Annotated in this window: 10 protein-coding genes and 1 pseudogene; 3 read left to right on the top strand and 8 right to left on the bottom strand. The window is 71.1% G+C overall.

Going from position 1 to position 13,471, the window contains the following annotated elements:
* Positions 1-21: 21 nt before the first annotated feature.
* The 6 genes and pseudogenes from AWX74_RS42250 to AWX74_RS03535 form a co-directional block, all read right to left on the bottom strand.
* Positions 22-327 (bottom strand): annotated as a pseudogene (locus AWX74_RS42250) (acyltransferase); the annotation flags it as partial.
* Between the two features lie 698 nt (positions 328-1,025).
* Complete coding sequence (locus AWX74_RS03555) at positions 1,026-1,775, bottom strand: class I SAM-dependent methyltransferase (RefSeq protein ID WP_091271525.1); 750 nt, start codon at positions 1,773-1,775, stop codon at positions 1,026-1,028.
* Between the two features lie 145 nt (positions 1,776-1,920).
* Positions 1,921-2,844, bottom strand: coding sequence for a sugar phosphate isomerase/epimerase family protein (locus tag AWX74_RS03550; protein ID WP_397311810.1), 924 nt, complete (start codon positions 2,842-2,844; stop codon positions 1,921-1,923).
* A 285-nt stretch (positions 2,845-3,129) separates the two neighbouring features.
* Positions 3,130-4,401 carry a Ppx/GppA phosphatase family protein gene (locus AWX74_RS03545; RefSeq protein ID WP_165615453.1) on the bottom strand — a complete coding sequence of 424 codons (1,272 nt, stop codon included), beginning with the start codon at positions 4,399-4,401 and terminating at the stop codon, positions 3,130-3,132.
* Positions 4,402-4,744: 343 nt separating this feature from the next.
* The gene (locus tag AWX74_RS03540) at positions 4,745-5,425 is read right to left on the bottom strand and encodes a response regulator transcription factor (RefSeq protein ID WP_091272045.1); all 681 of its coding nucleotides are present in this window, start codon (positions 5,423-5,425) and stop codon (positions 4,745-4,747) included.
* A 219-nt stretch (positions 5,426-5,644) separates the two neighbouring features.
* Entirely contained in the window at positions 5,645-6,874 is a 1,230-nt protein-coding gene (locus tag AWX74_RS03535) for a sensor histidine kinase (RefSeq protein WP_091271522.1), read from the bottom strand.
* 433 nt (positions 6,875-7,307) lie between these two features.
* On the opposite strand from AWX74_RS03535, the gene phoU reads away from it, so the two are divergent.
* Positions 7,308-7,952, top strand: coding sequence for a phosphate signaling complex protein PhoU (phoU, locus tag AWX74_RS03530; RefSeq protein WP_006542053.1), 645 nt, complete (start codon positions 7,308-7,310; stop codon positions 7,950-7,952).
* Between the two features lie 144 nt (positions 7,953-8,096).
* On the opposite strand, the gene AWX74_RS03525 is transcribed toward phoU, so the two are convergent.
* Complete coding sequence (locus tag AWX74_RS03525) at positions 8,097-8,834, bottom strand: phosphoglyceromutase (RefSeq protein ID WP_091271520.1); 738 nt, start codon at positions 8,832-8,834, stop codon at positions 8,097-8,099.
* Between the two features lie 573 nt (positions 8,835-9,407).
* Between AWX74_RS03525 and AWX74_RS03520 the strand changes: the two genes are divergently transcribed.
* Together AWX74_RS03520 and ygfZ are read left to right on the top strand one after the other, a co-directional pair.
* A complete protein-coding gene (locus AWX74_RS03520; RefSeq protein WP_054568005.1) occupies positions 9,408-9,842 on the top strand; it encodes a Fur family transcriptional regulator in 435 nt (144 codons plus the stop codon).
* Positions 9,843-9,849: 7 nt separating this feature from the next.
* Positions 9,850-11,088, top strand: a complete 1,239-nt coding sequence (gene ygfZ / locus AWX74_RS03515) for a CAF17-like 4Fe-4S cluster assembly/insertion protein YgfZ (RefSeq protein WP_091271518.1) — start codon at positions 9,850-9,852, stop codon at positions 11,086-11,088.
* A gap of 239 nt (positions 11,089-11,327) precedes the next feature.
* Here the strand turns inward: ygfZ and AWX74_RS03510 are convergent, their stop codons facing one another.
* Complete coding sequence (locus tag AWX74_RS03510; RefSeq protein ID WP_054568007.1) at positions 11,328-12,677, bottom strand: NsdA family TPR-like regulatory protein; 1,350 nt, start codon at positions 12,675-12,677, stop codon at positions 11,328-11,330.
* Positions 12,678-13,471 lie beyond the last annotated feature (794 nt).

Here is a 13,471-nt window from a genome sequence, read left to right as displayed (position 1 = left end):
CCAGACGTGCGGCAGCCAGCGGCCACCGGCCTCCGGGTTAACGATCCGGTACCAGTTGTTGACGTTGAAAAACGTACTGATCGCGGTTTTGAAGAAGTCGTCGCGGTACGGGATGTCGTCCCATTTGAAGGCGACCGTGACGGCCAGGCCCACCAGGAGGTAGAACCACATCCCCGGCATGAGGCGGAAGGATCGGCGCACCAGGAACTTGCCGATGGCGATCGTGCCCGTTCGGGCCTGCTCGGCGAGCAGCAGGGTTGTGATCAGAAAGCCGCTCAGCACGCAGAACATGTCCACGGCGACGTTGCTGGCGCGGATCGCGCCCATGTGCCCCGCGAGAATGATGTAGATGCAGACCACGCGGAGGCCGTCGAGCGCCGGATTGTAGGCGAACTTGGCCGCGGCCAGCGCCTCCGCCTCGGTCGGCCCACGCCGCGACGACTCTGCGGCCGCGGAACGTCGCGTGACCGCGGAACGCTCGGGCTGCGGCGGTCCGTCGGTCCTCGGCCGAGAACCAGCTCTCACGATCGCGCGTCTCCTCGTCCAGCCAGGGACACCGCGGCGAACCCGGCATGGGCGCCTGGCGATCCCTGGTCCGTCGTCTGTCCACGGCCGGCATCGGCGCCTGGCCCCGCGGACAGGGCACGGCCGAGCTCGACTGTCGTATGACTACGTCAGCGAACCGACCAGAACCCCACGAACTTGCTAGACGATAGCGGACAGGTTTTATCAGACTTTCATTGCGTACCGGACAGCGGCACCTATGGCTTTCTGATGAACTCGATCAGGACCCCGCGCCACCTATGGGCCATTACCAGGCCAGAAGCACCGCGAAGTGGCGTAGATCGCGTAGATCGCGCCATTCTCACGCAACGTCATGGTTACGCGCGCGCACAACCTGCGTCACGGTGAGCGATGCGTACTCGGCCGGGCGGATGACGCCGTCAGTGCCGGGACAGTCGCGCTGTCGGAAGACCGACCACTCACAGCGTCATGGACACGGCACCCGCGTCACGACACCGGCGTCACGGCACCCGCGCGACGACCAGCATCGTGCGGAACGGCTCGATGACACGACCGTCGGGAAACGACCGGAGCAGCGAGCGACGTTCGGCGGCGAGGAAGTCGTCCAGCCGGTCCCCGATCGCGGCGACGAACGACTTCGAACGCAGCCAGGTCTCGTAGAGATCCACGTCGATCTCCCTGAACCACCGGCAGGTCACGGTGACGACCTCGGTGAACAGCCCGGTCCAGCGCAGTTCCTCGGCGAAGGGCCGGTTGCGGTAGTCCCTGGTGTAGCCCGGGCTCATGGCCTCCAGGCGGTCCTGCTGGCGCTGGTACCAGTGGAACTCGTCGGCGTCGACGTCGTTCCACCACACGGCCAGCGAGCCGCCCGGGCGCAGCACCCGGGCCGCCTCCGCCGCCGCCACCGGAACCCGCATCCAGTGCCAGGCCTGGGCGTAGCTGACCAGATCGACGGCGGCGGACCGCAACGGCAGTGCCTCACCGTCGCCACGCACCACGGGCAGGCCGGGGTTGTGCCGGCGAAGGTGGTCGAGCATCACCGGGCCGGGCTCGACGGGCAGCACCTGGGCCCCGCGGGCCAGCATCGCCCGGGTCGCTATACCCGTGCCGGCCCCCACATCGACCACCCGGGCGCCGGCGACGGGCCGGCCGGCCAACATCTCCAGATCGACGAAGAGCTGGTCCGGGTAGCTGGGCCGGGCCTGGTCGTAGGCATCCGCCAATGGGTCGAAGAGTGATCCGGGGCTCACCCCCCGATAGTGGACCGCCGCGGCGGGTCATCGCCAACAACGCAGGCACGACCACGACCACATCGATGCCCCGGGCCCGGACGGGCGTCACCGGACCGACATCGCCGGACCGATGTCACCGGACCGGATGTCACCGGACCGGATGTCAACCGGCCGGCGTCACTTCGGCGGGGGCGGCGAGGTTGAGCCGGGTGAACGCGAGCGCCTCCGCGAGGTCCGCCTCCCGCTGGTCACGCGACTCCGCCCGCCTGGTGTTGATCTCGACCACGACCGTTCCGGCGAAGCCGTTGACCGCCAGCCGCTCCAGCAGTTCGGCACACGGCTGCGTGCCACGGCCGGGCACCAGGTGCTCGTCCTTGGCCAGCCCGGTCCCGTCCGCCATGTGGATGTGCGCGAGCCGGTCACCCAGGTCGTCCGCCATGGCCAGGGCGTCCGACCGGGAGACGCTGGTGTGGGAGAGGTCGAGCGTGACATGCCGGTAGCCGTCGTCGATCGGCGACCAGTCGGGCGCGTAGGCGGAGACCTCACGGCCACGGGCCCGCAGCGGGAACATGTTCTCCACCGCGAACCGGATGTCGGTCTCGCCCGCCATCCGATCGATCCCCGCGACGAAATCGCGGGCGTAGTCCCGCTGCCAGCGAAACGGAGGGTGGACGACGACCGTCGGCGTCTCGAGGGACTCGGCCACCGAGCGCGCCCGCTGGAGCTTCGCCCAGGGGTCACTCCCCCAGACACGTTGCGTCAGCAGGAGGCACGGTGCGTGAATGGCCAGGATCGGGATGCCGTGGTAGTCCCGCAGCCGACGCAGTGCCTGCGGGTCCTGGCTGACGGGATCCGTCCAGACCATGATCTCGACGCCGTCATAGCCCAGGCGGGCAGCCATCTCGAACGCGGTCGCCGTCGACTCCGGGTAGGTCGACGCCGTCGACAGCGCCACCAGGCCACCAGCCAGCGGCCTGGCCGCAGGCACCTGGGGGGCCGCCGCTACGGCCGCCTCCTGACGTGGGGTCACCACCAGACCCGGCGGTGGCGTGGTCGACGTGGTCGGGGCGGCCTCCACCGACGCCACGGGCGCCGACCGCCTCCTGGCACCGTTTGGCTGCACGTGGACTCCCCTGTCGCAGCTTCGGGGCACGGTGACCAGCTCGGCCAGCCGATCATCTCGGCCAGCCGACCAGCGCAGCCAGCCAGGACGGCCGCTCACGGACCTGCCCCGGACCGGTAAGGAACCGGGCCCGTCTTCCAGGCTAGGCCATACTCCGCGGACCGCCTCCCCGGCCGGGCCACGAAGATCCGTTCGCGGGCCGTCGGTCGCTGCGGCACCGGCTGGGCCGGTCCCACACCTTGACGAAGGTCATACCCCGCCGACCGGCGGCAGAGCTCGTGGGCCGTCCAGACCGGAGGTCAGCTGGTCGAGCCGGCGCAGGATCACACCCTCCCGCAGCGCCCAGGGGCAGATCTCCACCTCGTCGAGGTTGAGCAGGTCGAGCGCCTCGGACGCGACGACCGCGCCCGCGACCAGCTGGCCGGCCCGGGACGCGGACACCCCGGGCAGCGCCGCGCGCTCGGACGCCGACATGCGGCACACCCTGGCCGCGACCTCGGCGAGATCCGCCCGGCGCAGGGACCGCCGCACATAGGTGCCGCGCCCGTACGGCGCCGCGCCGGCGATCCTGGCCAGCGAGCGGAACGTCTTGGACGTCGCGACTGCCCGGGTCGGCTCGCCCACGTGGTAGAGGGACCCGACCACCGGGGCGATCTGCGCCCGGACGTAGCGCCGCAGGGCGTTGAGCTCCGAGCGCTTGGGCGGGTCGTTCTCGCCGAGCCAGTTCCTGGTCAGCCGGCTCGCGCCGAGCGGCAGCGACGCGACGACGTCCGGATCCTCGTGCATGCCCGCGCCGATCTCCAGCGAGCCGCCGCCGATGTCCAGCGCGAGCAGGCGGCCCGCGCTCCAGCCGAACCATCTGCGCACCGCGAGGAACGTGAGCCGGGCCTCCGCCTCGCCGGGCAGCACCGTCACCGCGAGCCCGGTGTCGGCACGCACCCGCGCGAGCACGTCGTCCCCGTCCGGTGCCTCCCGGACCGCCGACGTGGCGAAGGCCACCAGGTCGACCACGTTCAGGTTCTGCGCGTGCGTCCGCAGCTCGTGGATGCAGGCGGTCAGTGCGCGTTCACCGTTGTCCGCCAGCCGGCCCTCACCGTCCAGGAGCTCGACGAGCCGCAGCGGGATGCGCACGCTCGCGGCCGGCTGCGGCTGGCCGCCCCGGTGCGCGTCGACCACCAGCAGGTGCACGGTGTTCGACCCGATGTCGATGACACCGAGCCGCATCGGCTCGTCACGCTGGGAGGCGTGGACCTGCGCCGGCCGGCCGCTGCCCTCCGGACCCTCGGCGGCACCCGCTGGCGAGCCCGGCCCGGCGGCGGCACGGGGCGAGCCCGGCGCGGCACCGACAACGGGCACGAGTGCGCGGTCCTGCATCACCATCGGCGCCGGGTCCTGCGCCGACACCGGCGCCGGGTCCTGTATCGGCGCCGGCGCCGAGCCCCAGCCGACCTCGGCGGGCTCGGGGGCGTCGACCTCGCCGCCGCCCGGCCCGCGGCGGGACAACGCTGGCCTCAGCCGCACCGTCGATCACCAGCCCGGTCCGGGCCGAAGCCGGCGGCCCGGCGGCCGCCCGCCCCGTGATCGACTCCGCGAACGACTCCGCGGTCGCGGATCACTGCGCGAAATACCATTCCGTGACACCCCACTCCGTGACCAAAAGCCACCAAATGGTCACCCCCTGCGTATGGTGCTGCTGACGTCCCGTGACCAGTACGCCGCACAGCCGGCCAGCCCCGAGATCCGACCAGCGTGGAATCTGGCCGACCCGCGCACATGTCAAGGTAGCGGCACGTTGACCAGGCACGTTGACCAGGCACATTCACCAGGCTCGCCGCTGGCCGTCAGACGCCGGGGGAACGGCGGCTCAGGGCTCGAACTTGTAGCCCAGTCCGCGCACGGTCACCAGGTGGCGCGGGGCCCCGGGTTCCGCTTCGATCTTGGTCCGCAACCGCTTCACATGGACGTCCAGGGTCTTGGTGTCGCCGACGTAGTCCGACCCCCACACCCGGTCGATCAGCTGGCCGCGGGTGAGCACCCGGCCCGCGTTGCGCAGGAACATCTCCAGCAGCTCGAACTCCTTGAGCGGCAGCGCCACCTGGTTGCCGTCGACGGTGACGACGTGCCGTTCGACGTCCATGCGCACCCGGCCGACCTCCAGGGTGGCGTCGGACACCTCCTCGGTCTCGACCCGACGCCGCAGCACCGCGCGGATCCGGGCGACCAGCTCGCGCGCGGAGAACGGCTTGGTCACGTAGTCGTCCGCACCGAGCTCGAGCCCGACGACCTTGTCGATCTCGCTGTCCCGGGCGGTCAGCATGATCACCGGAACGGTCGAACGGGCGCGCAGCGTCCGGCAGACCTCCGTGCCGGACAGCCCCGGAAGCATCAGATCGAGCAGGATGAGATCGGCGCCGCGCCGGTCGAACTCGGCCAGGGCACTCGGTCCGTCACCGACGACCGCGACCTCGAATCCCTCCCGCTCCAACATGAACGACAACGCATCGGAGAAGGACTCCTCGTCCTCGACCACGAGCAGCCTGGTCACCGTCACGCTCCCTGTCTTCCCGCGTCCCCGGGGTTCTCCGGGAACAAATGTCACGCCGCACGATCGCGTCGTCTCAGATTCCGGCGCCGGGAACAGGGGGCACCGGAAAAAACTGCCGGGTGAATCCGGCCGAAGGTCACACGCCGAAAAAGATCAGTGTCCAGCATTGTGGGCTCCGTGTACGCCGAACCGGTCCGATCGGACCACGGCGGCCCCACTTCACCGTGGCCCAGGTGCCGAGCCGGCACCCACGGCACCGCTCACGGCGCCCCCTGTGCGGTCTTCCGCCGCTCGGTCCTCGGTCGCTCGGTCGTCGGCCGAGCGGCCGTCCGCCGCAGCCGGATCGTCCGACCCCGACGGCAGCCGGAGCGTGAACGTCGAACCACGCCCCTCCGCGCTCCAAACACCCACCGACCCACCGTGATTCGTTGCTATGTGCTTCACGATCGCAAGTCCCAGACCGGTTCCGCCGGTAGCCCTGGAACGGGCCGGATCCGCGCGGTAGAAACGCTCGAAAACGCGCTCCAGATCCTTTTCCGCGATACCGATTCCCTCGTCCGCGACGGAGATCTCGACTATTTCCCCGACCTGCCGGACTCCCAGCACCACCCGTGTTCCTCGCGGCGAGTAGCTGATGGCGTTGTCGAGCAGGTTCGCCACCGCGGTCACCAGCTGGCCCTCGTCGCCGCGCACCCGGAGCCCGCCGGCACCGATGACCGCGACCGAGATCTCGTGGGCCTGCGCGTTGTACCGGTTCCGGTCGACCGCCTCCGCGAGCACCACCGACACCGGCACCGGCGCCAGCTCCGGCATCGGTTCCGCGCCCTGCAGGCGGGACAGATCGATGATCTCCTGGACCAGCCGGGCCAGGCGGGCGGACTCGTGCGTCATCCGCGAGGCGAAGCGACGCACGGCGACCGGGTCCTCACTGGCCTCGCTGACCGCCTCGGCAAGCAGGTGCAGTGCCCCGACGGGCGTCTTGAGCTCATGGCTGACGTTGGCGACGAAGTCACGCCGCACGGCCTCCACCCGCCGCGAGTCGGTGATGTCGTCGAGCAGAACCGACACGTACCCGCTGTCACCGAGCGGCCTGGCGTAGGCCCAGACCGCGAGTGCGGTCTGGTCGGGCCGGGCCCGGGTCAGCGGCGGCTCGGGCACCGGCGGAAGATCCAGCTGGCGGTTGCGTTCCGCGCCGGCGAGCCGGCAGGCCGTCACCAGATCGGCCACGTCCGGGACGCCGAGCTGGTCCCCGGCGACGACACCCATCCGCCGGGCGGCCGAGTTGACCAGCACGACGACATTGGTGTTGTTCACCACAACCAGCCCGGAGGGCAGCCCGGCGATCACCTGCCGGACCAGCGCGGCCGGCAACGAGTGCGGACCGGTCGCCCCCGCGCGAGCCGCCGCGGCGCCGTGACGGTCTTCCGGGTCGGGCCGGGTCACGGTCACCTTGCCGACCCCGCCACGCCGGCCAGCCGCACCGTGCCGGTCAGACCCGCCATGCCGGTCAGCCGCGCCGTGTCGGTCCGCTTCATCGTTCCGCCACCCCACAACATGAACGTTTCACGAGGCCGAGTCCCACCATCAGGGATGCCCACCCGGGTACACGGAGCACAACTGTCGCGAAACAAGAGGTGACCAGCAGTCATCGCGACGCCCGACCTGTCCACCACGTGCCGAATGCTAGGCCTCGCCAGGTCGTTTGTGCTTTGCCATGAGTTGATTCACTGCCGATGGTCGCCAGCTGTTCATCCGGCCTATCGTCGATGTTCACCGTGCGGCGAGGGCTGCGCATCATCGTCGGACGTCAGCCCCCCGAGGCCCACCGGCCAACTGTGATCGAATGGTGCTCCGGACCTCGCCTAGTTGTAAGGAGCCGTCTGTGCGGGACGTCTTCCAGGAAGAACTGGACAGCATCAACCGGTCACTGATCGAGATGACCAACCTGGTCGCGTCCGCGATGGCCCGGGCCACCACCTCTCTGCTGGACGCTGACCTTCAGCTCGCCGAGAACGTCATCAGTGCCGACGAGACCGTCGACCTGCTCCGCAACGAGATCGAGGAACGCGCCTTCGACGTGATGGCGCGCCAGGCCCCGGTCGCGACCGACCTGCGCACGATGGTCACCACGCTGCGCATCGTCGCCGACCTGGAGCGGATGGGCGACCTCGCCCTGCACGTCGCCAAGGTCGCCCGCCGGCGCTACCCGGGGCGTGCGGTCCCGCCCGAGCTGCACTCCACGATTCTGCAGATGGGCCAGGTCGCCCAGCGGATCGTCGCCAAGGCCGGATCCGTGATCGCCAGCCGTGACACCGAGCTCGCGAAGGAGCTGGAGGCCGACGACGACGCGATGGACGGGCTGCACCGTGCCCTGTTCCACGTGCTCATCGAGAAGCCCTGGCCGCACGGCATGGAAGCCGCCATCGACATCACCCTGTGCGGGCGCTACTACGAGCGGTACGCGGACCACGCCGTGTCGGTCGCCCGGCGAGTGATCTACCTGGTCACCGGAGAAATGACGGCCTAGCCGGCTTCGGCCGGTCGGCTCGGATCGACCGGCCCAGGTCGGGCCCGGGCCGGGCCGGCCAGCGCGGCCGGTCCAGCCGGCACGGATGAGCTGACCGGCCCCGTGGGGGCAGGCCAGCTCCGTGCGCCCGTATTCGGTGGGGTGCTACTTCTTCTTGCCCTGCGCCGCGACCGCGGCGGCCGCGGCCTCGGCCGCCTCCGGGTCGAGGTAGCCCGAATCCACCACCTTCAGCTCCTCGTCCAGCTCATAGCGCAGCGGGATGCCGGTGGGGATGTTCAGACCCGCGATGTCGGCGTCGGAGATCCCGTCCAGGTGCTTCACCAGCGCCCGCAGCGAGTTGCCGTGCGCGGCGACCAGCACCGTGCGCCCGGCGCGCAGGTCGGGGACGATCGTGTCGTACCAGTAGGGCAGCATCCGGACAACCACGTCCTGCAGGCATTCGGTGAGCGGCACGACATCCGGTGCAAGGTCGGCGTAACGCTCGTCGACACCGCTGACCTGCCCGGGCTCGATGACCGGCGGGGGCGTGTCGTAGGAACGGCGCCAGAGCATGAACTGCTCCTCGCCGTACTTCTCCAGGGTCTCGGCCTTGTTCAGCCCCTGCAGGCCGCCGTAGTGCCGTTCGTTCAGGCGCCAGCTGCGCCGGACCGGGACCCAGTTCCGGCCGGCCGCGTCCAGGGCGAGCCACGCGGTGCGGATCGCACGGATGAGCAGTGAGGTGTGGACGACATCCGGCAGGACACCGGCCTCGCGGAGCAGCTCACCGCCCCGTGTCGCCTCCTGCAGGCCCTTCTCGGACAGATCGACGTCCACCCAGCCGGTGAACAGGTTCTCGCGGTTCCAGGTGCTCTCGCCGTGGCGGAGCAGGACGAGCGTCGGCATAGGTGAATCCTGCCCGCTCGGCACACTCCTCGGCCAGTGACCCCCACTCACGGCGAGTGCGTCGGCCGCCACGAGATGTGTGGGCTGGCGGCGCATCTGGCCGGTACGGGTGGTGCGGGTTGCCGGAGCGGGTGGTGGGCCGGGGGCACGCCCGGCCAGGGCGTCCACCCGACCCGGAAAAGCAGTGACCCCCGGGGTGCTCCACCCCGCCCAGGATGGGAGGGATGGGCCGTCGGGACTGATCGACGGCACCCGGGGGTCCGGTGTCTGCCTGGTACTCGCCGGCGCCGGTGCCCGAGGGCCACCCGGCAAGAGGGTGAGGACCACGAGACCGGCTAGCGGACAGTCACCTCACGAGTCCTATGTGCATACAAAGCTTGGACCACCTCCCTTCTCGTGTACCGGGAACGCTACGCGCGCAGCGGGGGCCGCCGCAAACTGTTTTTTCGAGATGATCGCCGCCCTCGCGCTCCGTGGTGGCCCTCCCTGGTGGCGCTCCGTGATCGCGCTCGCGCTCCGGGGCCGCGACCGCTGCGCCCCGACCGCTGCTGTGATCGGACTTAGACTCGAGATATGACAGCCCACGTCGACGACTGGCACACCCGGTTGCGCGCGAGCGGTCACCGGCTCACCCCGCAGCGCCAGCTCGTGCTGGAGGCCGTGGCGAAGCTGGGGCATGCCACGCCGGAGGCGATCGTCCACGAGGTCCGGCAGACGGCGAGCGCGATCAACATCTCGACCGTCTACCGCACGCTCGACCTGCTGGAGGAGCTCGAGCTCGTCTCGCACGCGCACCTCGGGCACGGCGCGCCGACCTACCACGTCACCGGGGTCGATCCACATGTGCACCTGGTGTGCGGCAGCTGCGGGTCGATCCGGGAGATCTCGCCCGACCGGCTGGCCGCCGTCGTCAGCGAGCTGCGATCGGAGCTCGGTTTCGTCGTCGACATGGCCCATCTGACCCTGGCGGGCCGGTGTGCGGAGTGCACGGCCCTCGGTCGGCGTTGAACGGGTCATGAGTACCGACACCCAGGACCTCCGTCCGGCCCTGGCCCCGTCCCCGCTGCTCGGGCGTCCCGGGGCCGTCGCCGCCCCCGAGCCGGACACGGCCGTCGCGGCGCACTACGGTGATCCGCTGCGGGAGCAGCGGCTGGCCGCCACCGGGGCCGCACTGGTCGACCGCTCCAACCGCGAGGTGGTACGGATCACCGGCGCGGACCGGCTGACTTGGCTGCACAGCGTCACCTCGCAGCACCTGTCCCAGCTCGCGCCGATGCATGGCACCGAGGCGCTGGTGCTCTCGCCGCACGGCCACGTCGAACATCACCTCGTGCTGGCCGACGACGGCACGGCCACCTGGATCGACGTCGAGCCCACGACCGCCCCGCGGCTGCTGGCGTTCCTGCAGTCGATGCGCTTCCTGATGCGGGTCGAGCCGGTCGACGTCACCGCCGAAGTCGCGGTGCTCTCCCTGACCGGTCCGCGCGCCGACGAGGCCGCGGCGGCGGTGTTCGGGCCGGCGGCCCTGCCGGCTCCGCTGGCCGGCACCGGCGGTGCCGGTGCCGTCCCGCGCACGAGTGCGGGAGTGGTGACGTCAGGCCCCTACCCGGTCAGCCACGCGGCTCCGGCGGGCACGCAGGCTGCGCCGGACGAGCAGAGCGCGTCGGATGCGCTGGCGGGTGGCCGGCTTCCACTGATTCGCCGGATGCCGCACGGGCTGGACCTGCTCGTCGCCCGCTCCGATCTCGCCGCGACCGCCGACCGGCTGACGTCCGCCGGCGCGGCCCTCATCGGGCTGAGCGCGTTCGAGGCCCAGCGGATCGCGAGCCGCCAGCCCCGGCTGAACCGGGAGACCGACCACCGCACGATCCCGCACGAGGTCGGCTGGCTGGCGTCCGCCGTGCACCTGGACAAGGGCTGCTACCGCGGTCAGGAAACCGTGGCGCGGGTCCACAACCTCGGCCGGCCGCCGCGCCGCCTGGTGCTCCTGCACCTGGACGGCACGGTCGCCGCCCCGGGCTGCCCGGTCACCGCGGCCGGGCGGACCGTCGGGTTCGTCGGCTCGTCCGAGATGCATCACGAGCTGGGCCCGATCGCGCTCGCCGTGGTGAAGCGGTCCGTCGCGCTCGACGTCCCGCTCGTCGTGACCGATCAGGACGGGGCTCAGGTCGCGGCGGCGATCGACCCCGACGCCGAGCCGGAGCAGCCGAGTCGCCCGGCCGGGCGACTGCACGGGCCGGGCAGCGACGGCTGACCACTCCGCCGCAGGGGCGGTCTGACGGCGCCCGCGGCCGTGGTCATGCACGCGCCGGCGACCACGGCCGCGAGCACGACCACAGCAGCGGCAGCGGCTGCGCGGGCCGCCGGTCGCAAGCCGCCGGTCGCGGGCGGGCGGCGGCGGGCGGGTGGCGGCGACGGCGCGCCACCCCCGACCAACGGCCCGAGCCGCCGAACTGGCTCGGGCGCAAGCAGAGGATGGCACGTCGTCGCTGCTCAGGCGGTACGGGCGAGCAGCTGGTCCAGTTCCCGGGCCAGCGGGTCGGCCGAGTGCCGCCGCAGCCGCCGGCGGACCTCGTCGGCCCGCCGGCTGTTCCGCTTCGAACGCGTCGCCTCCAGCATCGGCACCGCGTCCTTCGCGAGCTCGCAGCCGAGGTCAAGGTTGCCCAGGTCGATCTGGACCGCGGAACGCCGCAGCAGATAGGTGGCACGGTCGCGGGTCCGCTGGTGGGAGTGGATCGCCAGCGACCGCTCCAGCCAGCGATCGGCGTGCACGAGGTGGCCGAGGTCGATGTAGCAGCTTCCGACCTGGGCCTGGTACTCGGCCTCGTCGAAGTAGGCGGACCAGGCCGGGTCCTCGGCACGTGCCTCGAGGAACGCCGCCTCCGCGCAGGCGAGTGCCTGGGCGCAGGCACTGGACTCGCCGAGCGCCGCGTGGGCACGTGCCCGGCGCATCTGCAGCATCGCCGCGACCCGACCCGGCGCCCGCCGCGCGCTCGCGACCGCGGCCTCCGCCAGGTCCACGGCCTCCCGCGGCCGGGCGAAGTCGACGCACTGCAGGGACATGTTCTTCAGGACGTTCGCCCCGAGCAGCCGGTCCCCCGCGGCGTGCGCGGCGTGCAACGCGGTGACCCAGTACCGCTGTGCCGCCGTCTGGAAGCCCGCGTCGAACGAGACCCAGCCCGCGAACCGGGCGAGCTCGGCGGCGACCAGGTGCAGATGGCGGCCGATCCCCTCGGTGTAGGAGCCGCGGGCGAGCAGGTCGGCGACCACCCCGAGCTCGGCGTCGACCAGGCGGCGGACGCTCTCACCACCGAGCCGCTCGTCCATCACCCGCAGGCCCGGGATGTTGTGCTCGATGCGGTTGACGATCTGCTCGTCGACCCGGCCGCCCGCGAGCGCCGCCTGCATCCGGGCCGGTTCCAGGCCGAGCCACTCCGCGGACAGGGAGGCGACACCGGTACCGGTGATCGTGAGGAAGCCACGCCGGTCGGTCAGCGCGTCCTCGACGACGTCCATGAGAGCGGTGACGCTGCCCGAGGACGTCCACGGGTACTCGGTGCGTACCGCGTCACCGGTGGGCAGCCAGGCCGGCCACGGGTGGGATTCCAGCCGGTCGGCCGGCACGCCGAGCTCGGCCGCGAGCGCCAGCTGGGACACCCGGTCGGGGACGACCCCGCGGTGCTCCCACCGCCAGACTTTCTGGCGTTCCGCGGCCATGTTCGCGACGCCGAGATCTCGGGCGCGACGCGCGACGACGCGGGCAAGCCGTTGGTAGGACCACCCACGCTGCGCGCGGACGAAGGCCAGTGGGTGAGTGCAGGCATGGGCGTTATCCGTCAGCATCGGCGCATCTCCTCTGGGTCCCTGACACAGTCGATTGCGTGACCAGCTCGCAACGCTATGTCGCGACATCTTTGTGACCCAGGGGTGTGGAGAGTGCGATGTGCGCAGAGAGGTCACACACGGACCACTTCAGCGCTGTGATTGCACGCTTCGCCCATCAACCCGCGTGCGACGATGCCCGGCATCGTCCCGCAGAAGCGAGATGCGGCCCATCATCGGACAAGTCCGATGACTATCCCGTCGTCGGATGCGCCCGAAAAATTCGGGCGACGCACCCTCGGCACCACCAGACTCCCCACAGGGAACGGCGCGCCGAGCAAACCGGTGCAGTTGTTCCCGTCAGCCGCGCGCCAAGCCGCCTGCGACACGGGAACGTCACCTTTGCCCGGAATAAGCCTTCATCATCGAAGGCCCGACCAACAGGGGCAAAGGTCCATCCCTGAGCTCGCCGACAGACACTTCGAACAACGGAAGATCTCCACAGTAACTCCGGAACACAAATTCCGAGCCGAAGGACCTCCGGGACGCGCCAGGAGCCAGGCCATGCTCGCCCGCGGGATGCCGACGTTGCCACCAGACAAGGCCGCAGGCCGCCGCCGCGGCTGGCATTGCCACCGGACAGGAGCGAAGGATCCCGGTCGCGAGGGTGCCCGTCGCGAAATCACGTCGACCGAGATCGGCGCCGCTCGAAGATCATGGAATTTCGGTCGCGCCGACGACCACGATCCTCAACACTTGCCCGGCAGCAACGGCGTCCCGAGGCTCGGGATTCGCTACGGGCTCGAGGGCGGCCA

This window comes from Parafrankia irregularis, from assembly GCF_001536285.1.
Lineage (GTDB): Bacteria > Actinomycetota > Actinomycetes > Frankiales > Frankiaceae > Parafrankia > Parafrankia irregularis.
Note: the sequence above shows the minus strand (reverse complement) of the source record. Positions and strands in the feature narration are given on the sequence as shown.

Coding starts and splice junctions, on each gene's coding strand:
- AWX74_RS03525 (WP_091271520.1), bottom strand. CDS start 8,834: ATGCCGACGCTCGTCCTGCTCCGCCACGGCGAGAGCACCTGGAACCGC.
- AWX74_RS03520 (WP_054568005.1), top strand. CDS start 9,408: ATGACAGCCCACGTCGACGACTGGCACACCCGGTTGCGCGCGAGCGGT.
- ygfZ (WP_091271518.1), top strand. CDS start 9,850: ATGAGTACCGACACCCAGGACCTCCGTCCGGCCCTGGCCCCGTCCCCG.
- AWX74_RS03510 (WP_054568007.1), bottom strand. CDS start 12,677: ATGCTGACGGATAACGCCCATGCCTGCACTCACCCACTGGCCTTCGTC.